16 protein-coding genes, 6 pseudogenes and 1 other annotated feature are annotated in these 24177 nt (G+C 59.1%); of the genes and pseudogenes, 4 read left to right on the top strand and 18 right to left on the bottom strand.

Annotated features, from left to right (window positions below; translation table 11 throughout):
* Positions 1–3: 3 nt before the first annotated feature.
* From ACVWYI_RS38555 to ACVWYI_RS38520, 8 genes and pseudogenes are all read right to left on the bottom strand, one after another.
* Positions 4–204, bottom strand: coding sequence for a CCE_0567 family metalloprotein (locus tag ACVWYI_RS38555; protein WP_018457678.1), 201 nt, complete (start codon positions 202–204; stop codon positions 4–6).
* Between the two features lie 7 nt (positions 205–211).
* Positions 212–678: pseudogene (locus ACVWYI_RS38550) on the bottom strand (NifX-associated nitrogen fixation protein).
* 10 nt (positions 679–688) lie between these two features.
* The gene (gene nifX / locus ACVWYI_RS38545) at positions 689–1084 is read right to left on the bottom strand and encodes a nitrogen fixation protein NifX (protein ID WP_247457917.1); all 396 of its coding nucleotides are present in this window, start codon (positions 1082–1084) and stop codon (positions 689–691) included.
* A gap of 22 nt (positions 1085–1106) precedes the next feature.
* On the bottom strand, positions 1107–2489 hold the full coding sequence (gene nifN, locus ACVWYI_RS38540) for a nitrogenase iron-molybdenum cofactor biosynthesis protein NifN (protein WP_456664792.1): 1383 nt from the start codon (positions 2487–2489) through the stop codon (positions 1107–1109).
* A 9-nt stretch (positions 2490–2498) separates the two neighbouring features.
* Complete coding sequence (gene nifE, locus ACVWYI_RS38535) at positions 2499–4142, bottom strand: nitrogenase iron-molybdenum cofactor biosynthesis protein NifE (protein ID WP_354053160.1); 1644 nt, start codon at positions 4140–4142, stop codon at positions 2499–2501.
* A 121-nt stretch (positions 4143–4263) separates the two neighbouring features.
* Positions 4264–5823, bottom strand: coding sequence for a nitrogenase molybdenum-iron protein subunit beta (gene nifK, locus ACVWYI_RS38530; protein WP_354070311.1), 1560 nt, complete (start codon positions 5821–5823; stop codon positions 4264–4266).
* Positions 5824–5903: 80 nt separating this feature from the next.
* Positions 5904–7406 carry a nitrogenase molybdenum-iron protein alpha chain gene (gene nifD, locus ACVWYI_RS38525; RefSeq protein ID WP_456664791.1) on the bottom strand — a complete coding sequence of 501 codons (1503 nt, stop codon included), beginning with the start codon at positions 7404–7406 and terminating at the stop codon, positions 5904–5906.
* Between the two features lie 962 nt (positions 7407–8368).
* Positions 8369–8668: pseudogene (locus ACVWYI_RS38520) on the bottom strand (integrase core domain-containing protein); the annotation flags it as partial.
* 46 nt (positions 8669–8714) lie between these two features.
* On the opposite strand from ACVWYI_RS38520, the gene ACVWYI_RS38515 reads away from it, so the two are divergent.
* Positions 8715–10121: an IS30 family transposase gene (locus ACVWYI_RS38515; RefSeq protein ID WP_456663005.1), complete on the top strand. Its 1407-nt coding sequence runs from the start codon at positions 8715–8717 to the stop codon at positions 10119–10121.
* 7 nt (positions 10122–10128) lie between these two features.
* Here the strand turns inward: ACVWYI_RS38515 and ACVWYI_RS38510 are convergent.
* From ACVWYI_RS38510 to ACVWYI_RS38500, 3 genes and pseudogenes are all read right to left on the bottom strand, one after another.
* Positions 10129–11063: pseudogene (locus ACVWYI_RS38510) on the bottom strand (IS3 family transposase); the annotation flags it as partial.
* Positions 10662–10779, bottom strand: a sequence feature (AL1L pseudoknot). It overlaps the preceding pseudogene by 118 nt.
* Before the next feature lie 445 nt (positions 11064–11508).
* Positions 11509–11712, bottom strand: coding sequence for a 4Fe-4S binding protein (locus ACVWYI_RS38505; RefSeq protein WP_456664790.1), 204 nt, complete (start codon positions 11710–11712; stop codon positions 11509–11511).
* Positions 11713–12328: 616 nt separating this feature from the next.
* Positions 12329–13195 (bottom strand): annotated as a pseudogene (locus tag ACVWYI_RS38500) (EAL domain-containing protein); the annotation flags it as partial.
* A gap of 695 nt (positions 13196–13890) precedes the next feature.
* Between ACVWYI_RS38500 and ACVWYI_RS38495 the strand changes: the two are divergent.
* Entirely contained in the window at positions 13891–14736 is an 846-nt protein-coding gene (locus ACVWYI_RS38495; RefSeq protein ID WP_456664789.1) for an outer membrane protein, read from the top strand.
* Positions 14627–15499, top strand: a complete 873-nt coding sequence (locus ACVWYI_RS38490) for a hypothetical protein (RefSeq protein ID WP_456664788.1) — start codon at positions 14627–14629, stop codon at positions 15497–15499. Before ACVWYI_RS38495 ends, ACVWYI_RS38490 begins: the two co-directional genes overlap by 110 nt.
* 527 nt (positions 15500–16026) lie before the next feature.
* Here ACVWYI_RS38490 and ACVWYI_RS38485 read toward each other — a convergent pair.
* The 4 genes and pseudogenes from ACVWYI_RS38485 to ACVWYI_RS38470 form a co-directional block, all read right to left on the bottom strand.
* Positions 16027–16221, bottom strand: coding sequence for a hypothetical protein (locus ACVWYI_RS38485; RefSeq protein WP_456664787.1), 195 nt, complete (start codon positions 16219–16221; stop codon positions 16027–16029).
* A gap of 738 nt (positions 16222–16959) precedes the next feature.
* Positions 16960–17297 (bottom strand): annotated as a pseudogene (locus ACVWYI_RS38480) (acyl-CoA thioesterase); the annotation flags it as partial.
* 36 nt (positions 17298–17333) lie between these two features.
* Positions 17334–17504, bottom strand: a complete 171-nt coding sequence (locus ACVWYI_RS38475; protein WP_456664786.1) for a hypothetical protein — start codon at positions 17502–17504, stop codon at positions 17334–17336.
* Entirely contained in the window at positions 17501–17767 is a 267-nt protein-coding gene (locus tag ACVWYI_RS38470) for a hypothetical protein (RefSeq protein ID WP_456664785.1), read from the bottom strand. The genes ACVWYI_RS38475 and ACVWYI_RS38470 overlap by 4 nt, the downstream gene beginning before the upstream one ends.
* A gap of 788 nt (positions 17768–18555) precedes the next feature.
* On the opposite strand from ACVWYI_RS38470, the pseudogene ACVWYI_RS38465 reads away from it, so the two are divergent.
* Positions 18556–19331, top strand: a pseudogene (locus tag ACVWYI_RS38465) (amidohydrolase family protein).
* Positions 19332–20288: 957 nt separating this feature from the next.
* Here the strand turns inward: ACVWYI_RS38465 and ACVWYI_RS38460 are convergent.
* The 3 genes from ACVWYI_RS38460 to ACVWYI_RS38450 all read right to left on the bottom strand — a co-directional run bounded on the left by ACVWYI_RS38460 (position 20289) and on the right by ACVWYI_RS38450 (position 23593).
* Positions 20289–21474, bottom strand: a protein-coding gene (locus ACVWYI_RS38460; protein ID WP_456664784.1) for an IS3 family transposase whose coding sequence is annotated in 2 segments (ribosomal slippage) — positions 20289–21222 and positions 21221–21474 — 1188 coding nt in all. Because the reading frame shifts where the segments join, the coding sequence is not laid out codon by codon here.
* A gap of 246 nt (positions 21475–21720) precedes the next feature.
* Positions 21721–21930: an autotransporter outer membrane beta-barrel domain-containing protein gene (locus ACVWYI_RS38455; protein WP_456664783.1), complete on the bottom strand. Its 210-nt coding sequence runs from the start codon at positions 21928–21930 to the stop codon at positions 21721–21723.
* Complete coding sequence (locus tag ACVWYI_RS38450; RefSeq protein ID WP_456664836.1) at positions 21854–23593, bottom strand: autotransporter outer membrane beta-barrel domain-containing protein; 1740 nt, start codon at positions 23591–23593, stop codon at positions 21854–21856. Before ACVWYI_RS38450 ends, ACVWYI_RS38455 begins: the two co-directional genes overlap by 77 nt.
* Positions 23594–24177 lie beyond the last annotated feature (584 nt).

The following is a 24177-nucleotide window of genomic DNA, read 5'->3' as shown; positions in this document are numbered from 1 at the left end:
CCGCTATGTTTTGTCCAGCGCCTCGAGATATTGGCGCTTGCTTTCGAGCTCGCTGAAGGCAGCGTGGGCCTTCTGAGCCACGCTCAGGATCGACGACCAGTTGACCGGCAGCTCCTCGGAGAGATCGTGGAGGTCCATCTTGGCCTGGGTCGCCTTGGCCGACAGCTTCTTTATTTCCGCTTTCAGAGTTTCGATATCGCTCACACTAGCCTCAACAACTCGCCACTTCCGGGAACTTACGGATCACCAACGCCACTGTTGACGAATTTGTCGCCTGATTGGCGAGATCAGAGAGATGGTCGAAACCAAAGCGATGCACGTCGCGCAGCTGCTTGCTCACGACAACGAGCCGGCCGACGATCAGCACGATCCGACCGAACCCTTCGCGATGCATCTTCAGCATTGGCGAGATCATCACATCGGTTGCCGTCTCGACCGAGAGCACAACGGCGTCGAGGAACAGCTCCAGCCGCGATGTCGTGTCCGGGTCGGGATTGCCGACGATCGGCAGCGCACCGCGCTTGCGGTTGTCGAGAACGTAGGGTTCGAACAGCTCGAGATCCTTTTTGCCTCCCAGGCGCCGTGGGTGTCCTGGGCGCGCCAAATCTTGACGAGCTCTTTCAGAAGTGGCCCTTCCGCCGCGGCGGCGGCTGGAGTGACTTCAGACGGATCAGCCATCTTTGTTCCTTCAGGCTTCGAAATCCACCGTACGTTCCCGGCTTTTGGTGAGCAGCTTCCGCAGCCAGGGCGGCGGCGAGCCCTTCAGCACGGTTTCGAGTTTGACGCAAAGGTCGTGGATGGGCTCTGGCTGCAGCACCTTCATCGGATGGATGTTCCTGGCGACGACTCGCGCAGCACCCGAGCCGCCAATCGCCGCAACATAGAGGATTGCGCACTCCCTGATCGCCTCGATCTTCGGCGCGAGCTTATCCTCATTGCCGTCTTCGGTGAGGTCACCGTCGAACTGGATCGCCTCAATAAACCGATGCCCGTTGGGGCCGACCTCGTAGATCGCAATGTTCTTGGCCCAGCCGAAGTGGGCATCGACCTGCTTCAAGTCCTGAGTGGCGAATGCAACTTTCATCCGGGTTGTTTCCTCTCCCTGCTCAATGCAACTGGGGCGGATGGACCTGCGGGCCGCCGCAGGTTGATCGCCAGGTGTCGGGCGTCGGCCCATGGTTGGCTTCGCGGTCGGTGATGATCAGATTGGCGATGTCAAAGATCAGATTGCGCGTGCCGCGATAGCCGACGGACGTGAGGTGCGCAGCGCCAAGGCGATCGAACATCGGAAAGCCTACCCGGAAGAACGGGACATTGAGTCGCGAAGCGGCCTGGCGACCATGTGAATGCGACATCAAGAGGTCGCAGTCACGCGACCTGGCAAGCTCTTCAAGGTCCTCCAGATCGCCGATCAGGACGTCCTCGGTCCTGACCCGCTGGAGCACCGGTGAGTTCGTCGTCGTCACCGCAGCACTTACCTGTGCGCCCATCTCGTGGAGCAAGCTGGAGAGATCGAATAACAAGTCCGGCTCGGCGCCGATCGCGAGCTTGCGGCCGCCGATATGGAAATGTGCATCCAGCATGGCGTCTGCCAGTTGTCCACGCTGCCGGCGATATTTCCAGGGCACCGACCGGCCGCTGATCTGGCTCAGGAAGGCGATGAATTCGTCATTTGGGATAAGGCCACAGAGCCGCTCGAACAGACGGAACGGCGTGCCTGTCCGCACCTGCATGGCCTCGGCCGCGCGGCGCATTTGCGCGCCGATCGCGATCGTCCAGGCCACCTGCCCCATGGTCGCAATCTCGTCCACTCCAATGCCCCCGATCGTGGTGGGCGTGAATTCGTCGGGGATGTGACCGTCCAGCGAACCGGCGACGTCCGGCAGGAACGAGGGCTTGAGCCCAAAATCCTCAAAAATCGTGCGAAGCTCGTCGAGATCGCCGGGCGTGAGGTGGCATCCAGGTAGCACGTTGACGCGGGAGATATCGCGCGATCTCGCTGTGTCGACGGGAGCCACAAGAATCTCGATCATCCGCGCCACCGTCTTGCCCCAGCCATCCTGAAAGGCATCCTTGAAATCCGGGGTCGAGACGTAGACAAGGGGGAGCTTCTCGAGCTTTGGATGCTTCTGTCGGATCAACCGGATGAATGCTTCGACGTCATCGCCGTTGGTCTCGGTGACGCCAGTCGAATTGATACCAATGATCTCGGGCTCGACGCGATTGTAAATGTTGAGGATCGCCTGTTCGAGATTCTCGTGGCCACCGAGCACGGTGGCAACCTCGCTCATGGCGGTCGTCTGCATCGGCACGGCTTCATTGAAATGGCGCACGAACAGCGTTAGCCCGAAGGAGGTGCAACCTTGCGGGCCGTGCAAAAGCGGCATCGCGCCGCGCACACCCAGGAAGGCAAATGAGCCGCCGATCGGCTGGCTCATTTTGAGCGGATTGACCGAACAGGCTTTCTTCGAGGTAGTGACGATCGCCATGCCGTTCCCCTACTCCGCCGCCTGCAGCGTCGGGGGCTGCAGATCGGAACGAATGTCCTTACAAGCAACGCACCGTGCGGCGGAATTGGTGCACGGCTTGGCGGCCGTTGCGAGATTCAGGCCATGCGCCGCAATCGCGCTCTCGCCACCGCTGGCCTCATTTCCATTGGAGAGACTTATCGTATTGACGCCGTTCTTGCTCGCGTCTCGAACTGGATCAGCGGCTTGCGCATACATCTGCGCAGCCGCCTTTGCCTGACGCTTTCGGTCGAACTCATCCCATGGCGCGGCTTGGCGGAGCTGATCCCATATCGGATTGTAGAGCGCTTTCTCGATCTCCTGCATGAGCTTGAGAATCCCGATATAGCCCATATAGGCGTGACAGCGCTCCTGGTTGATATCGAGCCACGGCATCGCCGCCTTTAGTGCGACGAATTGCGACTTGCCGCCGGAGAGCATGATGTCGGCTTTTTCGTCCTTTAGCATCTTGTAGATCTCGCGAGGCGACATGTCCTCGATCATGTGGGCGTGCTGGCTCATTAACTCCTTGATACGTTCCTTGTCCTTTCTGGTCGATTTCTTCACCGACGTGCCGACGATCTCGAGCCCGGCCTCTTGCAAAGCGGCCACCATCGACCAGGATTTCACGCCACCGGTGATGAGAACAACCCTCTTGGCGGCAAAGCGTGGCTTGAAACGTTCAATCGCAGCCCAGGCTTTGGTCTCTTCGCGTGTGATCAGGGCTTGCGTGCGTTCCATCAGCTCAGCCGGCGCGCCGCGTTCGATCAGCATGCGCGCGATCTGGCGTAGTGAATCGCTGGAATCCTCAATACCGTAGAACGAGCCTTCAAAAAACGGGATGCCGTAGCGCTGCCTCATCTTGCGCGCGACGTTGATCATTGCCTTTGAGCAGACCATCATCGCGGCTTTGGCTCGGTGCGAATAAGCCACCTCGCGATACTTTCCGTCCCCCGAGATGCACGACAGGATCCGGATTCCGAGCTCATCGAGCAGCGGCTTGACCTGCCAGAGCTCGCCGGACAAGTTGTATTCGCCGATGATGTTTATGTCATACGCAGTGGTGTAGTCGGGCTCTCCGGTACCGATGACGTGCTCCAGCAGTGCTTCGCCTGCGAGCTTGTTGCCAAGGTTCTTCGACCCCACAAATCCCGGTGCATTGATGGGAATGACCGGTTTGCCAAATTTGGCGGAGGCCGCCTTGCAGACCGCATCGATGTCGTCACCGATCATCGCGGGCACGCATGTCTGGTAGACGAAGATGGCCTGCGGGTCGTATTTCTCTGTGATCTCCTTGATTGCTCTGTACAGCCGCTTCTCGCCGCCGAACACGATGTCGGTCTCGCTCATGTCCGTGGTGAAGCTTCTGCGCCACAGATCGGAGCCGGAGGAGCCGGAACCGCGATTGTCCCAAGAATTGCCCTCACAGGCGATTGGACCATGCACAAGATGGGCGACGTCGGTGAAGGGCTGCAGTGCGACTTTGGCGCCATCGAAGGCACACCCACCGGCGACGCCGCCCGGCTTCAGCTGCTTGGTGCATCCATTCTTGCGCTCGAAGTTCGACTTGCTCGCGTTCCTGGCGCAGCCCGGTTCGTTAAAGACGTCCTGTATGGTCGTGGGAAGCGAAGTCATGGTGTGTCTTTCGGGGGGATGTCAAGACATCCGCACAGACCAAGAGGATGGGCCGGCGGATAACCTGTGATCCCCGCCGCAGCGCCGCTGTTCCTGCGGACGATGAGGCGGGGCGCTCGCGTTAGCGTATGATGTCGAAGCTGTAGTCTGTCTTGCCAACCGAGCTGGTTTTTCTATCGATCTCATCAAAGATCTTGTCCAGAATCTTGACCAGCACATTCATGCTACCCTGATAGCCCCACACTGGATAGCGATGGTGATGATGGCGATCGAAGATGGGAAACCCGATGCGGATTAGCGGCGTTCCAGTGTCACGCTCGAGATACTTGCCGTAGGTGTTACCCATCAGGAAATCGACCGGTTCTGTGAACAGGAGCGAACGCATGTGCCAGAGATCCTTGCCCGGGAAGGCGCGGCAGTTTTTACCGAACGGCGAGGTCGCGAACAGCGCCTGCATCTTCTGCTCCCAGGCCTTACTCCCGTTGGTCGAGAGCACGTGGGTCGGCTCAGCGCCAAGCTCCAGCAAGAATGCGGCCAGGCCATAGCAGAGGTCGGGATCGCCGTAGATCGCGAACTTCTTGCCGTGAACATGCGCGCTAGAGTCAGCCATTGCGTCTACTAGACGCCCGCGCTCCCGCTCCAGCGCATTTGGAATTGCCTTGTTGGTGATACGCGACAGCGTCATCAGGAAATCGTCCGTAGCGCTGACACCCAGCGGGTGATTGAAGGCGACGACCTCCTGGTCGTGCCCCTTGATGAAGGGCAACGTCTTCTCCGTACAATATTGCTGCATGGAAATGGTTGCCTTCGCATGGACTGCGTTCGCGGCATCGTTTAGTGTGGTGCCCCCATCATACATGCGGAACTCGCCGTCGGTGGGGGTATCGAACACATCGCTGTTATCCGCGAGGATCGTGTAGCCGATCCCCATCAGCTCGAAGATCCGCTTTATCTCACGGATGTTTCCGACAGTGTAGCCGTCGAAGCCACCGATGAAGTTGATCCAGTTGTTCGCTTTGCGCTGGAGTTTAGGCGCTGTGCCGGCTTTACCATCCCAGAAGTGCTCGAGGATGCCCTTCAGCGTGTTGTCGTAGCCCGTGATGTGGCTACCGACGAATGCAGGAGTGTGAGCGAATGGCACGTCATAGTCCGCGGGGACTGAACCTTTCTCCTTTGATGTTTTGATGAAGGCGTTGAGGTCGTCGCCAATGACTTCCGCCATGCAAGTCGTGGCGACCGCGATCATCTTCGGCTTGTACATGTTGTAGCTGTTGGCAAGCCCGTCGGTCAGGTTGTTGAGCCCTCCGAACACAGCCGCGTCTTCAGTCATGGACGAGGAGACGCACGAGGTCGGCTCCTTGAAGTGCCGCGACAAGTGGCTGCGATAATACGCGACGCAACCCTGGGAGCCGTGGACGAACGGCAGTGTGCGCTCGAACCCGAGCGCGGCGAACACCGCACCCAGCGGCTGGCAAGCCTTCGCCGGATTAACGGTTAGCGCCTCGCGGGCGAAGTTCTTCTCGCGGTATTCGGGCGTCTTGGACCATTCTCTGATACGGTCGACTTCGGCGGGATCGTGCGGATTCTCGAATAGCGCCCTCTTATTGGCCAGCATCTGCTGGTATTCGTCTCCCTGGAAAAGCTCAGAGTGGTCGAGTATGTGTTCGGCGTTCTGTGTCATCATGGCACTCTTCAGGTTCTTGTGTTCGTTCTCCTGCCCTTCCCCTCCTCTGTTGAAGAAAGGGCCGGGCGTCCGCTTTCCTATTCCGCCGCCATGAGGCTCGGCCGCGGAGCGTCCTTCCAAGGTGCGGTGGTCTTCCCCCAGATCGGGGAGTTGATTGCCATGTCCATGTCTCGAGCGAAGATCGCGAAGCCGTCATAACCGTGGTAAGGACCCGAGTAGTCCCAGGAATGCATTTGGCGGAACGGCACGCCCATTTTTTGGAAGACGTATTTTTCCTTGATACCGGAGCCAACGAGGTCGGGCCGGATCTTTTCTACGAAGCGCTCGAATTCGTAGCCGGTGACATCGTCATAGATCAGCGTGCCGTCCTTGACGTAGTGCTGGGCGGTGCGCTGATAGTCGTCGTTGTGACCGAACTCATAGCCTGTGCCGACAACATCCATGCCGAGGTCCTCATAGGCGCCGATGACGTGGCGAGGACGTAGGCCGCCGACGAACAGCATTACGGTCTTGCCATCGAGCCGCGGCCGATATTTCGCGGTCACCGCATCGACAAGCGGCTGATATTTCGTAATGACGCGCTCGGCGCCTTCCATGATCTTATTATCGAAGAAGCTTGCAATTTTGCGCAGGGACTCAGCGATTTTGGAAGGCCCAAAGAAGTTGTACTCGCACCAGGGAATCCCGAATTTTTCCTCCATGTGCCGTGAGATGTAGTTCATCGAGCGATAGCAATGTAGTATGTTGAGCTTCGCCTTCGGCGTTGCCTCCAATTCAGCGAGAGATCCATCACCGGACCACTGGGCGATGACGCGCAGGCCCATTTCTTCCAGCAGGATCCGTGACGACCAGGCGTCGCCACCGATGTTGTAATCGCCGATGATGGCGACATCATACGGCGTCGGCTCAAATTCTGAGCTGACCTCTGGGGCACTCTTGTCGAAGATCCAATCTCGGACGGCGTCGTTCGCGATGTGATGGCCGAGCGATTGTGATACCCCGCGAAAACCCTCGCACCGCACAGGCACGATGGTTTTGCCGCCATATTCCTTTGATTTTTCTCTGGAGACCGCCTCGATATCGTCGCCGATCAAACCGATCGGACATTCGGACTGAATGGTGATGCCCCTGTTGAGAGGAAATAGCTCCTGGAGCTCGTCAATGAGTTTGGTGACCTTTTTATCGCCGCCGAACACGATATCCTTTTCCTGGAAATCGGAAGTGAACTGCAGTGTCACGAACGTGTCGATGCCGGTCGTGCCGACGTAGTAGTTGCGTCGCGAGCCCCATGAGTACTGACCACAGCCGACCGGACCGTGGCTAATGTGGATCATGTCCTTTATCGGCCCCCAGACCACGCCCTTGGAGCCGGCGTAGGCGCAGCCACGGATGGTCATGACGCCCGGAATGGACTTAATATTCGACTTGACGCCGCAATCCGACTTGCCCGCCTCGTGAACACTCAGATGCTTGGCACGCCTTTTGGACGTCTTCTCTGGGTAGACCTTCAACACGTCGTCGATTAGTTGCTTGTTGCGCGCCTTGATCTCTGCCACGCTTTCGGTAGTTGCTCGGCTCATACACAATCCCTTTCCATTGTCGTGTCAAATCAAGACGGGGCGCTTCACCGGTGGACCGACGGATTTCCGATCCGGCGTTCAGGCTTAAAGCGTGCAATCTTCCTGCAGGTCTTACCGGTCGCAACTTCGGCAGCTTCTAATCGTGCCGCAGCGGTCGATCAGATGTTGTATTTCATCTCGGCTGAGCGCATGCGAGCACCGTCTGTGACGCTGTTGATTTGCCCCGGGATCGCTGACCAAGATGCGTCTGGGTGATGTCATGCCTGCCCTCCATCGATTGGTCATATCGGCTTCTTTACTCGCTCGCGTGCCATCAGGGGGCCGCCTGCCCCTCTGCATGTCGATGCAAAGGGCTAACAGCCGCCCGTTGCGCAGGGGTTTGCAACGAGTGTGCCAGCGCTGGTTGAATAGAGAAACCCATGTCTGTACAGCTAGATAGCTGGAGGATGCGGATTGTTATAAACCTGACGCTGCGTGGCACCGACAGGCGTACCCGCTAACGCCCTGTCTGAAACAAAACAATCACTTTGCGCCCTCCGCCAGCGAGATAGCTAGAGTCTTCCCGCGCGCCGACGTCACTCCGGTGCGCAGCTTTGCTTGCCGCACCCATCGAGCGATCGCAAACACGATCGGTTCGCTAGGAGCCGTTCAAAGGCAGATTGCCGCTCAAGCAGGCGATCTTCGAGAATCTTACGCTCGAGATCACTTAGCTCGCTTTTAAGCCTTCTTCGACAGCGCCAAATGTCATTCCGCACGTATCTGATCTCATTTAATCGATCGTCAATCGAAGCCATCACGGACACCGTATCTAACTTGAACCAGCCATGGACAACTGGTCAATCACGTCCTTCCCTTGGTAAGACGCCGATGATCTCAACCTGGCCCATCTGCGGACATGATGTAACGATCTCCTCCCAGCGTGTTGAACCGCCCCGGGTTTGCCGGAGGCCATTTGGTTTAATTTATGCCGCCATGGCCGGCTGTTCCAGCATGGCGTAGTAGCGTTGCTCGGCTTCGGCCGGCGGTATGTTGCCGATGGGCTCCAGGAGCCGCCGGTTGTTGAACCAGTCCACCCATTCCAGGGTCGCGAACTCGACGGCCTCGAAGCTGCGCCATGGTCCGCGCCGATGGATCACCTCGGCCTTGTAGAGACCGTTGATAGTTTCGGCGAGAGCGTTGTCATAGGAATCTCCGACGCTGCCGACAGAGGGTTCAACACCAGCTTCAGCCAGGCGCTCGGTGTATTTGATAGAGACGTATTGGGCGGATTCAAACGGTCGTCGCAACACCAGGAGTTTGGAGGTTGCGATGAACGTTGTAAGGCGCAGATCGGCGCGGTCAGGACGAGCCCCATTGCCGTCGCCAGGACGGCCCTCTGTTGCCGGGCGCGATGAACAGAATAAATTTTGGCGGGCGATTGCCGCTGGGTTAAGCAGCGAAGATGCTGCACTCGAAGCCGGATTGTCACAACCTGTCGGAAGCAGATTATTCCGAAAGGCGGGCGGCATGCCACCAGCGATGTTCAGATCTTCGGCAAAGGCTCTCTCCGGGCGGTATCTCTCGTTGAATGAGCGCGAGGAGATCGCACTTCTCAAGGTGCAGGGCCATTCCATACAGGAGATTGGACGTCGCCTGGGGCGGGCTGCTTCCACAGTCTCCCGTGAACTGCGGCGCAACGCGGCCACTCGCGGCGGCGGGTTGGGGTATCGGGCAATAACTGCCCAATGGCATGCGGATCGATCCGCCCGCCGGCCTAAGCCGACCAAGCTTGCGCTCAATGCAACCTTGCGCACTTATGTGGAGGAAAGACTTGCTGGCGGCGTCGTAGCCCCGACCGGCGCGCCCGTTCCTGGTCCCGCCGTTCCGTGGAAGGGGCGGCGGCATGGCCCGCGCAAGGATCGGCGATGGGCCAAAGCCTGGAGCCCTGAGCAGATTGCCCGACGCTTGCCGATCGACTTCCCGGACGACAAGACGATGCGCATCAGCCACGAAGCTATCTATCAAGCCCTCTTCGTTCAGGGCCGTGGCGCGCTACGCCGCGAGCTGACGGCCTGCTTGCGAACAGGGCGTGTGTTACGGATGCCCAGAGCGCGCGTACGCAGGCGAGGCAAGGGCTTTGTCTCGCCGGAGATCATGATCAGTGAGCGCCCTGCTGAAGCTGCCGATCGAGCAGTGCCGGGACATTGGGAGGGAGACCTCATCCTCGGTGTTGGCAGCTCAGCAATCGGCACGCTGGTCGAGCGCACGACGCGCTTTACGATGCTCTTGCACCTTCCACGGTTGGCGGGGCATGGCGAAGCTCCGCGCGTCAAAAACGGACCAGCCCTTGCGGGACATGGGGCCGAAGCCGTGCGCGACGCGATCACGCGCACCATCATCACTTTGCCCGAAGAGCTGCGCCGTTCGCTAACCTGGGATCAGGGAGCCGAAATGGCTCAGCACGATCGTCTCAAGATCGATGCGGGTATCCAGGTCTACTTCTGCGACCCGCAAAGCCCATGGCAGCGCGGCACTAACGAGAACACCAACGGGTTGCTGCGGCAGTACTTCCCGAAAGGCACGGACCTGAGCATCCACAGCGCCGAGGAGATATCCGCTGTGGCAGCGGCCCTCAATGCCCGACCGCGGAAGACACTAGGCTGGAAAACGCCGGCGGAGGCGCTTGACGATCTTCTGTTATCAGTGAAAGTAACTGGTGTTGCGACGACCGTTTGAATCCGCCTTGGCTGCCCCTATCGCTATGATGCACCAGCCCGCCGCGGTGGACCGGTCGGCGATCGTGCAGGGCCTGCTCCAGCGCATCGAGCACGAAGCCTGCATGCGCCGTGCGCGAGGCTCGCCAGCCCACGATCCTGCGGGCATAGGCGTCGATGACGAAGGCGACGTAGACGAAGCCGGTCCAGGTCGCGACATAGGTGAAGTCGGAGAGCCAGAGGACGTTCGGCCTTGGTGCCTTGAACTGGCGATTGACGTGATCCAGCGGGCATGGCGCGGCCTTGTTGCTGATCGTGGTCTTGACGGGCTTGCCGCGGATGCCCCCTTGCAAACCCATGTCCAGCATCAGTCGCGCCACCGTGCAACGGGCAACATCGAAGCCTTCACGCTTGAGCTGCCGCCACACCTTGCGCACGCCGTAGACGGAGAAGTTTTGATCGAAGACGCGCCGAACCTCGATCTTCAGCGCGGCGTCCTGCCTGGCGCGCGCCGACAGCCTGGCCGGATCGCGCCGCTTGGCGACATGGGCGTGGTAGGTCGAGGGGCCGATCGGCAAGACCTTGCAGATCGGCTCGACCCCATGCGCCCCACGATGATCGTCGATGAAGGCGATCATGGCTTGGACCGGCGGTCGAGCTCCGCCATCGCAAAATAGGCGCTTGCCTTGCGCAGGATCTCGTTGGCCTGCCGAAGCTCGCGGTTCTCCCGTTCGAGCGCCTTCAGCTTCTCGGCCGTATCGGTCGGGACGCCGGTCCGCTGACCGCTATCGACCTCGGCCTTCTTGACCCAGTCATGCAGCGTCTGCGGCGTGCAGCCGATCTTGGCCGCGATTGACGTCACTCCCGCCCAGCGCGACGGGTGCTCGCCGGCGTGATCCAGAACCATCCGAACCGCTCGGGTCCGGACCTCGGGTGAAAACTTGTTCGTCGTCTTGCTCGTCATGGCTCCATCCTCTCAGGAGTTGGAGCCTCCGGCAAACCCGGGGCGGTTCAAAGCCCCGCCTGGGCGTCCTTTTCCCAGAGGTCGAGCTGCGGCAAAAGGGTTTGGATTGCCTCTTCGAGCTTGCCTTCGCGTTTGAGCGCTTGGACATTCTCGACCATAGCGGTTATTCGACCCCGTCCACCTCGCCTCGGCTCGTCAGCCAGCGACCGATAAGCCTCAACGCGGCGACCTGGAGCATCGAGGCGGCCTTGTCTCTTATTCAAGACAAATTTGCGAGTCCTCTGACAGAGTCCTTCGAGGGTTTCTCGGAGTCCATCAGCGCCTCAAGCTCATAACGATGTTGATCGACCTCGATGCGCCCCACGCGGACGGCGGCCTCCACAAGCTAGACATCTACTACTTCGTTCGCGACATCGAGCGGTGAAGCCTTCTGGACGCGGGCTGCTTATGTTGTCTTAGACGGGACACAGGTGTCAGGCACCGGACAGACTACCGCGCATTGCGGCGTCTCGGAATGGGCCTCGCACTCCGTACACTTTTTTGCATCGATAACGTAAATGTCGCGCTTGAGGCTGATCGCCGCGTTGGGACACTCGAACTCACATGCCCCACAAACGGTGCATTGCGAAGCGACGATTTTGTAAGCCATGCCTTCCAACTCCTTAGGCGAGCGATGCCATTGGCGATCCCTTTCAAATGCCGTGCCAAGGACAGACGCACTCAATGATGGGCAATTTGACAAATTGTGCTGTCCCGGTTCTGAGACCATGTTGCATCTGCGACAGCAACGGGCCACTTCTATTTCACGCCAATGCGAGCCCTCGGGCCCTACTCGAGAGCCGGTCGCGACTCGACCCGCTGCGACCTTCCGTCGGTTTGTCGGGCATGGCAGCGCGGGGCCAAGCGACGCTGACGATTCCGAAACCGGCGGCGGGACTAAAAAGCCGCGAGCCGACGCACGTCTGCGCCGGATTTCGACAAGCATCCGGTCACACGCCCTGACTGGAGGTTTTGTGCAAGCCCGCGCTCACGGCTGCAACCTCAACTCCGCGGATTGACTCGCTGGAGGCTCCCCAAGACAGTTTTGTGCTACAATACCTTCGGCAACGCTTCGGAGGGAAAATGAAGGTGGGGAAAGCGATACTGGCTTTGCAAAGTGACCGCTTTACTTGCAGTCAGCCGCATGCCTGGTGCCGAGTAGGCGTGGAGGCGCGGGCGAGCGCTGGTACGCTTTGCCTGGCTGTGCTCAGCCACTCCTCATGCAACTATTTTGGACGAAGTGGAACAGGGCTGAAAGATGACTGTGCAAATTGCTTCAGCGGCATGGCCTTTCCGAACAGATGGCCCTGCGCAAGGTCGAAGCCGAGTACAGCGATCACGTCGGCGTGGCTCCACGCCTGCGGCGACGGTGCGCACGTTGTACTCTTTGGCTATATAGACGATATGACGGCACACCGTTCGGTTCAGGGGCCCATTTCCGCAACCGGCGGCGTACTGCCGGTCCACTTTTAGTTTCATGAACGGAAATTCTTCAACCCCCATCAGCTGCGGCCAATTGGCGCCGACATTGCCGATTGCAGGCCGATGTTGTGACAGCGAACCTCACGCGCGACCTCGATCAGGAGATCTAGATTCTGGATCGCTTCCTCGCTCTCGATTTCAATCGTCAAGCCGCCGAAAGCGGGGTGCGCCGGCATGCGCTAACAGAGATCGCGTACCGCGTGCCGGTCAATCAGGAATGCTGCCGGGAGATTGATTGAGAGATCGATCGAAGTTTGCTGCTCCAGAAGATCCCTCCAATCCTTGATCGCGCGGTCGATCACGAACTGCGACAACTCCTTAAAATGCGGATCGTGAGCCTCCGGGATGAAATAGGCCGGTGGAACACCCCAGGTCGGATGCCGCATTCGCGCAAGCGCCTCGGCGCCGCGGCGGCTGAAGGTACACGCGTCAAAGTTCGGCTCACACCAGAGCTCGAGCCAGCCAGCGTGTAAGGCTTCTCCGACATGGACTGCGGGACGGCGCGCCGGCTCTCTCGGCAAGAGCATGGCGACCCGATCGCGCAGCGTCCCGGCCGCAAACGGCGTCCTCAGAGGCGGCAGCATATCAAGTCCATATTCGCCGCCGACCCTTGAATGCCACGGCGCGCTTTCTGCAAATGCAGATGGGAGCGCCTGACATGGTGTCCGTGGCCGAGTTTGTGCCGATGCCGAGGATAAACTTGGCGGCGTGGAGTTGAAGCTGTAGGGCGGCGTCTTGCATTATCTAGGCCGCGCACGCTCGTCCTCATGTCGGAAGGAAGCGCCGCCTCGCCGCAGGCACGTACGCTCAGATCTACGGCAACTCTGCTGTTGCACTGTCTCAGACGGGCTACGGCACCACTGCCCATGTAGCAGTCCGGGGCGACGACAATGATGTCGGCGCAACTCTGTCGCGTGGCGCACAATTCAGCGCGCGCATCCGCGGCGACAGCAACGGGGCGGCCGTCTATTCCGGCGGTGGCACCGTGCTCCTTGAGCAGGATGGCGTCGGAAACAAGGCCGTCATCCAAAATTACTGAAGGGGCCAAACAGTCCTCCAACCAAATTGTCCGGCTGACCGCCCGAGAGGTCCCTCTCAAGTTCCGTCAGCAAGAACAAGTTCTATTCAGCGAAACAACGGAGGCCCCGGCCTTGCTGTGGATTGCAGGACGCGGGGATAACGGCGCTCGGTTGTGGACCGAGGCAATGCAGGGAACACTTGGATGCGATCTGGAATTCTTCTTTCGGGAGCCACAACAATTGCGTTTGCAAGCGTTGCAGCCACTGCGGCGAATTATGAGCCAGCGGTGCAACTGCCACCGGCGGTGTGGAGCTGGTCCGGAGGCTATATTGGCGGGCACGTCGGCGGTGGGTACGGCCGAACCTCCTTCACCAATCCCTACGGTCCGTCAATCTATGGCGCCGTCGTCGATACCCCAGTGTTCCTCGCAGGAGGCCAGGTCGGCTACAATTGGCAGAAGAACGGCTGGGTGTTTGGCGTCGAACTAGATGCCAGCGGCGCTGTGTCCGATGGCACAAATACTTGCCTGGCCGCCTCCGGCTTTGTTGTGAGCGCAAACTGCACGGCTGGTCCAAACCTCTTCGCCACCGGGACCGGCCGCGTCGGTTACGCGTTCGGCGCTGTCGGCCATACGCTGGCCTATCTCAAGGGAGGCGTGGCTTGGCAACACAATCAGGGCAACGTCCTCAATAACCGCGAATTCAACGAGCTACGGCAGAAAACTCATTTCGACTATGGTCAGGTCGGTGGCATCATCGGGCTGGGCATCGAACAAGCGCTTACGCCTGCATGGTCGGTCAATGTAGAGTATGACTATCTGCATTTCGGTGGGCCAAGCGTCGGAACGCCTCCGACGGTGCAGTTTCCGCCGTTCGCAAGTGTTCCGGCGAACACAACGAGCCTGTCCAGCAGCTATCACATCGGAAAGATGGGGTTGAACTACCATTTTGGCGCCGACCCATGGGGGGCGCAATGGTCCGATGCGCCGCTGTACGCGAAAGCACCTGCCGGCGCGCCGCCGATTGCTTACACGGCCGGTTGGTCGTTCGAAGGCGGATCGCGGCTCTGGCTCAGGCCGGGGACGATTCCAATGGGACCACAGCGGAGTCGCTGCTGGAGATCAAGATCCTAACAGTCTTACATCAAGGCTCACCTACCACGGCCTCGACGGACTTTCCGGGGAATTATTTGGCCGTCTTGACAGCCCGTCGGGAGTGTTCCTGAAGAGCAACGTCGGCATCGGGCGCTTCGACATAGGAAAGTTCAACGATGAAGATTGGGGCCTCGATCGCACATTCTCTTATGTCAACACCATATCGGGTCAGACAAACGGGCGGTTCACGTACTACACGGCCGACGTAGGTTATGATTTTTTGCGCGGCGCCAACTACAAGGTGGGCGGATTTATCGGCTGGACCTATTACGCCCAGAACTCCGACTCGATCGGATGCATGGAGATTGCCAACCCCATGTCTTCATGCCGGGCGTCCGCTGATCGAATCATTGGCAGCCAGGATACGCAGTGGAATGCACCTCGCGTCGGCCTGAGCGCCGAAACCATGCTTACCGAGCGTTGGCGTTTGAGCACAGATGTCGCTTACCTGCCTCGGACCGATTTCGCTGGTCGCGACCACCATCTCTTGCGCCCGAGGACTACCTTTGCTGAACATCGCGGGAACGGAGGCGGGGGTGTACAGGCCGAAGGCGTGTTGTCCTACTTCATCACCAAAAATCTCAGCATTGGCGTCGGCGGGCGCTATTGGGCAATGTGGACCCAAAAGGAAAGCGAATCGATTTGCCCATACTGTTCTGAGGCACCCACTCCGCCTCAGCTTGCGAAGTTCAGCATGGAGCGCTGGGGTACGTTCTTTCAGGCCTCTTACAAGGTCGATTGAAAAGGCCCCACCGTAATCAAGCTCCAGACTGCAGCCTTCCTGGACAGCATCCTGAAGCCGTACGCGTTTCCCCGCAGAAGTACCTTGAAGCGTCCAAGACGTTTTCGAAGGTGGAAGTGATTACCGGCGTGGCCGCTGGCGGCCCACGCACTCATTCACTAGCAAAAAAGAAGGGTCGCCGCCGTGAACTTCGGCGGCGACCCACCTGGGCCGACGGTGCAAAAACTCCGGTCTGTCATCGGCCCGACATATCGAACTCACAAGACATTCAGCGAGATCACATTACTAGGGAAACGGCAGCATGTGGTTGACGGCGCCAGGGCCGTCTGTGGGCCGAAGCAAGTGTTGGGTTGGGCGACGATGTCGTGCAAGCGCTCCATGATCTCGGGTTCGTTCGTCGCGATCGAGACGAACGGCAAGGCTGCTGGTCCGGGCCGGCGTGGTAACTGGGTTTGCGTCAAGAAATCGTCCGAGCCCCTCTCATCCAACCGCCAGAGCTTCCGGCTCTACAGCGAAGCCATCCAGTGTCAGCCGCGAGGGACTGGCAGGGCCATGAGGTTTAGCCGAGCCGTACGAGACGGCCCTTGCCCAGAGCGGTACGAAGCGCGCAAGACTTGATCTTCGCCGCCGAGCTCGGTGAACTCACACACTAGGAAGACAGCCTCATCCTTCTTGCGCCCGATCTTTTCGATCTTTTCAAGCGAGGTCTGATGCTTTGGCATCGCAGTCTCCGTTCCCGCAAAACATGGACGCATAAACACGACACGTTCAATAAAATAGGACAAAACATAATCCCACTACTCCGACGCGCCGGGCGGCTATGCTAATGCCTCGACCGAGCCGCGAATCCCGTTGCGAGCTGGCTGAATCCTCGTGGAAAACGGCGAACCGTATCCTGCCCAACCCGATCTTCGCCAAGGCGGCAGACTCGGCGGGCTCTTCCCACCACAGGCTAGCGCGGTCGCGTATCTCGCCAGCGCTGGTGGGCTCCACGGGGCATCATCGACGCTGTCTGGCCAGCCGACAGGGAAGAAATCCGCTGGGATCCAGACGCTGGACGGGACCTGGGCAGCGAGTTCAGTTTTGAACTCCTTGGGCGTCGGAACGGGAGGACTCTATCAGAAATAAGCGTTTTTCTGACAGTGCTTTTTCGACGCGCGATTGCGGAGCTCACCCAGAAGCGAGTGCTTGCTGATGGAGGCTCGACGCAACGGTCATCGAACCAGCGGAGTAAGAAAGACCCAATCAGCGACGGTTCTTCGGGGTCGAACCACCGTGTCTCGGCTGTGCGCGACAATGCGTCCGGCAGCGGCCAAACTTTATTGATGGACGAGCCGGCGCTCCGCGCCAGCCAGTACACATCTACGAGAAGCCTCGTGAACTCTGACTCGCAACACAAGGCCAGCGCATTGATTTCCTTGGGCCGGCTGGAGCGTTAAAGCCTGAACAAAAATCGGATTCTATCTGTGCTCTTCCATAGCAAGCCTCAGAGCCTTTGGGATGCGCTGCGCTTTTCCCCCTGAGATAAACGCGACCCGGACACGCGCCGAGACTAAGAGATCGCCCCCGCGCCCGCACTCCTGTAGCAAGCCAATTGACGCGCCTCTTACCTCTTGCGGGACCGTGACAATGTCGAGCAGGTCCTCCAAGACCGCCGGTTTTAAAAATCAATTGTCATGGAACGGACAACGAAGGCGAAGCCCGGCGCACTGTTCCGCGTTCCCTCGAGCAGCGCTTGCTGGTTGATGCCGAGCAGGCGCAAGTAATTCGTTCTGCCGCGTTCCATGAAGCGCAGGAAACCGCCCGTCTCGAATTTCGCCATCCCGAGAGACTGTCACAGCGCAGTTCCCCTGTTGCGCGTATAGAGACCCAATTTCTTGCAAATCATGTCCGCGCGCTTCAGCACGAGTTGAAGATTGGTGATCGGTTCGACCTCGTGGGCCTCATCGTAGTCCCTGGCGGACCGCGACACCGCAATGACGCGAGCGCCGAACGGCCGGATCAACGTCGCGATTTCTTACCGATACTGCCGAAAGCGATGATCGCGGCGACGTCGCCGTCAAGCGTGGACAAGCGAGCGACGAGCGAGCGGTCCCACACGCGCCTTTCCTGGTTTGACAGCATCTTTCCCAATTGCCGCTTGAGCGCCAACATCAACGAAACTGCATGGACGGCCACGGCGGGAGAGTAGGCGTCGGCGGCGTTCGTGACGACGGTTCCGGGAGGCACTCCGTAGCGCTCCACATTGTCCAAACCTGCCGTCAGCAATTGAAGCCATTCGGTTGCCGGACCTTTCCCGAACAATTGATGCGACTTCGTCCGAATAGAGAGGATCCGGAATCAGGAGCATCTCCGCCTTGGGAAGCGCTTTAATGAACGAGGCGTGGTCGTTCACGACGGATAGGTCTTCGCCCGCGATATCCCGCACGCGATCGGCGATCTGCTCGGCGGCGAGTTTTGTGAACAGGAGAATGCGCATGTTTTCCTATGGGCTTCCGTTTGCCTGCCGGGAATTGGGACCTCCGTCGCTAAACGGTAGCTGTCCGGGCGTAACCCGAGCGGCGCGATCCTCACGTCTTCGCGTCCTTCACGGAATCCGGCGCCCATCTATTAGTTGACCTATCAATTATACGGGACCAGGCTGGATGCAAAAACAATTATTGTTCGGAAATTCCGGTCGCTTCGGCGGGTAACGGGAGATATCCGGAAAACAAATGGGAACGCCATGTATGACGTCTGATGCACTGAGAGAAAGCGACGCTCTGACGCGTCGAACATTTCCGGTTGCACCGGCCGATTGCGACATACATGTGTCCGTCCCTAGTCTGAAGTCTCTTCTCCCTTAAGTCGACGAGTACTGGCGCGAGTCGTTCATCGTTCGTGGCATCGATCGCGTTGGGATTTGCTCTCACCAGCTATCCGCCCAACGCCCCGATCTCGGTCAGACCCGTTGGCGAGCGTCCGGCTAAGTGGGCGCAATCGAACGACTCAGGCGGCAGGTGCTCGATCCTTTCGGAACGCGCCTGGCCATCTGCAATTGCATTCACGCCGCTCAGATGCTGCACAGCGAAGACATGTCGGCGGTTCTTTGTCGAGCCATCAACGATTGGCTGGCGGCGGAATGGCTGGACCAGGACGACAGGTTGCGTGCCTCCATCCTTGTTCCGTTCAGCAACCCCGAGCTGGCGATCAAGGAGATAGAGCGCCGCGCGGGGGATAAGCGGTTTGTCCAGGTGCCGATGCTCGTCATGGATGACATGCCCCTCGGACGTCGGTTCTACTGGCCCATTTACAGGGCAGCCGAGCGTCACGGTCTGCCGATCGGCGTACATGCTGGAAGCAGCTTTCGGCATGCGCCAACTTCGATCGGTTGGCCGTCCTACTATATTGAAGACTATGCGGCGCAATCGCTCGCCTTTGGAAGTCAGCTTCTTAGCTTCGTCGCCGAGGGCGTGTTCGCGACTTTCCGGCGCACAAGGTCGTGTTCATGGAATCGGGCTTCGTTTGGCTTCCGGCGCTGATGTGGCGAGCCAACAAGACATGGCGCGGCGTTCGCGCCGAAATTCCTTGGGTAAAGCGTCCCGCTGCCGAAATCATCCGCGACCATGTGCGTTTGACAATTCAGCCTGTCGATGGACCGCCGGAGCAAGACCAGCTGGAGCGAATTCTGGAACAGATCGGATCCGATCGGATGCTGCTGTTTTCGACCGACTATCCTCACTGGCATTTCGACGAGCTGAGCGCCTTGCCTCCGGCTCTAATGAAGCATTCAGCACGGCGCGTTCTCGCGGAGAACGCGTTAGAGACGTATCCCCGTTTGGGCGAAATGTGAGGGTCCTTGCGATGACAAACCAGATCTTTTTGTCGGAATTTAAGTCGAGCACCGATCTCCGGAGCATAGTGGATTGCGACATCCATCCGGTCCCCAGATCGCGCGACGACGTCCTTGCATTCCTGTCCGAGCGTTGGCGGAGCCATGCCGAGACCTACGGCATTCACACACGTGAGCCGTTTTCCGACATGATCGCTTACCGCGCATGTCGCCCGCTATCAGTCGGCTCGATGCTTGGCCCCCGGGCGGGGGACCTCCCGGAAGCGACCTAGATTTCATGCGAACGCACCATTTGGACCCTTACTGCGTGGAGTACGGCATTCTCCAGCCTTTGGCGACTAGGGGTCCCGAGCAGCGCAACGTGCACCAATAATGACAAACCCTGCATGCCTTTGCGCACGTCGGTGTAGCCGGCACGGATTCAGATCCGTGCGTTGGAAGAGATCGGGAGTAATCGACGCTCCAGAACCAACAGCACCCGCGCCACTGCCGCCGCATCAGCGCTGGCCTCGACAATCACTGGTGATTCCTGCCAAGACGATCACGATCTGTCCGCTTGCCAGTGTGGCAGCAACCGCCGGCTCGACCTCAGCGGCAAGGACCACACGCGCAAAGCCAGATCGTTCGCTGATCGGCTCGGGACCGAACACGCGACGCCATATCAGCAACGAGCGTGATGTGCCGTGCCGCCGTGCCGTCGACGATATCGCGCAGCGCTTCAAAGCTCTCCGTCACCATCCGCACCTTCTGCGTTAACCGACCAGCCCCGAGGACGAGCAGTCTCGACCACCTCAAGCCGTTGAAGCTGAGTACTGCGCTTATGGCTGTCCATAAGCACTGTTACGCACCAATTGGACGAGTCTACCCAGGCGGCCCTTACCGGAGGGAGACTTCATAGGCATTGCTCTCCTTGGACAGGTTCTGGCAGGCTCGACAGTCTGACCTGCCCCCGAACTTTCATCCAGCGGCAATTAGAGTCTCGGCTTGTTTTACGCCACGAGGCGCGGGTGGAGCAACATGCGATCGGCGGAGCTGGTCGGGGTTGCGCAGCCGATCGCATGTTGCGGTGAGGGAGGCGGCGTAGGCCGCCGGGGTGAGATAGCCCAGCGCCGAATGTGGGCGCTGGCGGTTATAATCGTCGGCCCATTCGGGCATGCGGCTGCGGGCGTGATCAAGGCTGAGAAACAGGGTTTCATTGAGAAGCTCGTCGCGCATTCGGCCATTAAAGCTTTCGCAGAACCCGTTCTGCATCGGCTTGCCCGGCGCAATGAAGTGCCAATCGATGATGTGCTGCTCGGCCCACGCCAACATGGCGTTCGAGGTAAACTCGGTGCCATTGTCGGAAACAATCATGCCGGGCTTGCCGCGCTGTTCGATCAGCGCGGTCAGTTCGCGCGCCACTCGGCGTCCCGAGATCGAGCTATCGGGGATCGCCGCCAGGCATTCCCGGGTGACGTCGTCGACGACGTTCAGGATCCGGAAACGCCGACCGCACGCGAACTGGTCATGGACAAAGTCCAGCGACCAGCGGGCATTCGGCCTGGCCTCGACCAGGATTGGAGCCCGTACGCCCACAGCGCGGCGGCGGGCGCGCCGCTTGCGTACGGTCAGGCCCTCCTCGCGATACAGCCGGTAGATCCGGTTGATCCCGGACGGCTCGCCGCGCTGCCGCAGCAGCACGAACAGCCGCCGGTAGCCGAACCGCCTGCGCGCATGCGCGAGCTCACGCAACTCGATGCGCAGTTCGGTATCCGGCCGCCGACACGAGCGGTATCGGATCATCTTGCGGTCGGCGCTGACGATCGAGCAGGCCCGCCGTTCCGACAGGCCGAGTTCGGCCTGCAGATGCGCGACAGCCTCGCGCTGGGCGGCGGGCCCTACCATTTTTTTTAAGCAACTCGCGAAGTGCTGCAGCATCCAGCATCTGTTCGGCCAGGAGCTTCTTTAGCTTGGCATTCTCCTCCTCAAACTGCTTCAGCCGCTTGGCCTCGGAAACGTCCATGCCGCCATATTTGGCCTTCCAATTATACAGCGTGGCTTCCGAGACGCCGTGCTTGCGCGCGAGATCGGCGGTCTTCGCACCAGCCTCATGTTCCCGCAGCACGCCGATAATCTGTTCCTCAGTAAACCTGGCTCGCTTCATCTGTCCGTCCTTGAGAAGGCCGGACTCTAACTCCCCGTGGAGGAAATTTGCAGGGGCAGGTCAAGTCGCCTCGATGCGCCGCCTATCTCCAGTCGTCATCACCCTCTTTCCCGCCATAGCTCTTCGACGAGGGGATCAGTCAGTCCCAACTCACTCGAAGGATGCAGCGGCTATTCAGACCACGATGCAGAAGGGAGTGGAACTGTAGAAGGCCGCCTCAATCGTGATGAGGTGGCGTTCTGGGGCTTAGAATTTCACGTGCAGATTGGCGTTGACGCCGTTCCGTGGGCCACCCGCGCCAAATTGACCCTGGTAAGCGAGGCCAAAAGTGGTGTCCTGGTTGAGATGAACGTCAAAGCCAGTTTCAACGACCGCGGTATCACGGCCAATGGCACTGCCGGCTGAGGTGAGGGCAACCAACCCCGTAGCAAAGCTTGCCTTCGAGGTCGGAGTCACACCGCCATAAGCATGACGCCAGCCAAAAATCGGCGAGGGCAGTGGCCGCATAACCCCAAAGATTAAACGCAGTCGAGCCACGCAAGCCCAGCGTTGACAACGTACTGTCCATCGAGCCGGGCTGGACAGAGAGGGCTGCGCCATTCAGCCCCTTTTCGTCAAAACCATCAGTGCGCGCATGCACATAAGCCAGATTAGCATGGAGTTCGAGGCCCGAGAGCGGACCCAGATTGAGCTTGTAGCCCAGTTCACCAAAGGCGTGGAAGGTTCCAGCATTGAAATTAGCCGAAAGTTTGTCGTTGAAGCCGCTAAAGGCAATCGAGCGGGCCATCTCAATGTTGTGCCAGGTATAGGCAAGACCGGTATGCAGACCGATTGCGCTACGGGAAAGAGCCCATTCTGTACCGGCATAGCCACCGACGGTGTAATTCTCGCTCGAGCCAGAAGAGCCGCGCTCCACTGTCTCGAAGTCTGAACGGCTGTAACTAGCCATCACGCCAACCCGCGAATTGTCATAGACCGCCGCATCGATACCGCTGATGAAACCGCCAAGCTTGGATCTGGTCCGCGCTGCATTGCCGTCGCCAGACTGGCTCGACCAGCTACCAAACTGCTCAGCCCAGGCAGGGTTGAGATCATCCTTGCTCACCTGATGGGGCGCCGCGGTGTCGCTGGCGGTAGCAGAGGCCGCGGTGGTTTGCGCCACTGGTGCACCACCCAGCAATGAAGCGGACCCAGCAGGAGAGCCGCCGAAAACGTATTGCAGACGATTATTGACAGCGGTACGAGAGGCAGCGCTGTCATTGACCAGCACACCAATCGCAGAAGCGTAAGATTCAGCTGACAATTGCGGCAGGGCGACGCGAATGGCAGAACCGTCGGCGGCGGAGAAATCCAGTGCGGCGATCAGATTTGGTGATCCGCGCCTGGCATTGTCAGTAGTTCGGTAGAGTACATCGCCAACTGCTCGGCTGTTCGCACTATTACCGTATTGCGCATAGGCATTGGCGGCGCGGGACAACTCCACCTCATGGAGGTTGTTATCAATTTTGGTGGCTTTTGCGGTCAAGGTTGGCGAGGCAAGCGACGTGGTAACCTTTTCGAAAGCACCATGCACTTTTGCAGCATCCAGCCATTTATCCGATGTAATGCTAAAGCCATTCTGGTACCAGCCTCTAACGGGAGCGAAGGCAATGCTACCCCTGAGATCTGCATTGCCATTGACAGTCAGGCTGCTGATCGCCTTCTGATCGTTGAAGGCAAGCTGCAATGCACCGCTTTCGGACTGGATATAATTTCCGTTAATGGTGATGACGGCACCGGGCACCGAGGGGTTTACGATCCCAGCATTGCGGAATTGTTGCGCCGCATTTATCTGATAGATCCCCTTGCCGGACAGTGTCGCCGACTGCACCACGGCAACATCATACAGCCGGTGATTGCCGGTAAACTGCGTGGCGCCGCCGTCGATGTGCAGCGAGAGATTGTTGCCTGCAATATTACCGTCATAGGCAAACCTGAACTCAGGATCGGCAATACCGCTCGACTTACCATTGCTGTCGGCTTTCGACCCGAAAGTCAGGTTGGTGATACGCAGATGGCTCTTGTTATCTTCTTGTGCGTAATTGGAGGTAATGTCGCCGTCAATCTTCGCCCCCTGCATCACATTGATCCGACCAACATAGCCACTCTCGGACATGTAGATGGCGGCATTGCGTCCGGCCACACGCCCGCTCAGGTCAAAGGTGCCGACCAGTGGCCCGCTGACTTCGCCCCATGCCCCTGTGTCATAATCCGGGAAATCTTTCTGCAAGTTCTTCTTAGTGGAGCCAACGAAATAAGACCCGCGATACTCTGACGCATCACTCATTCCATTATGGCCAAAGTCAAAACTGACCGCGATACCGTCCTTACCAAGAGCTTCCACATCACCGCGCTGCGTAAATGCGTGATCCTTGCCGTAGGCGAACATGACGCCGCGCCCATTAGCACCATCGGCATAAACGCGTGTGCCCGGCAAGATGGTCAGGTCGTTGCGCGCTCCATCAACCCGGATACCGCCGCCGCCGGCGCCGCCCGACAGTAGATCGGCGCGCTGGTACATAGTGTTGTTGCTGCCATAGACATGCAGGCCGAGCCCGAACGTCGCCATGTTGAACGTATTGGCGACATAGTCGGTACCAGCTGCATTGCGGGCGAAAAAGGGATGGTCGTTGATGAGCGTCAGCCCCTCATTATAGACCGAAT

Source organism: Bradyrhizobium sp. LB13.1 (assembly GCF_054056815.1).
The sequence above is the reverse complement of the archived record's forward strand: the minus strand, read 5'-3'. Positions and strand labels throughout refer to the sequence as shown.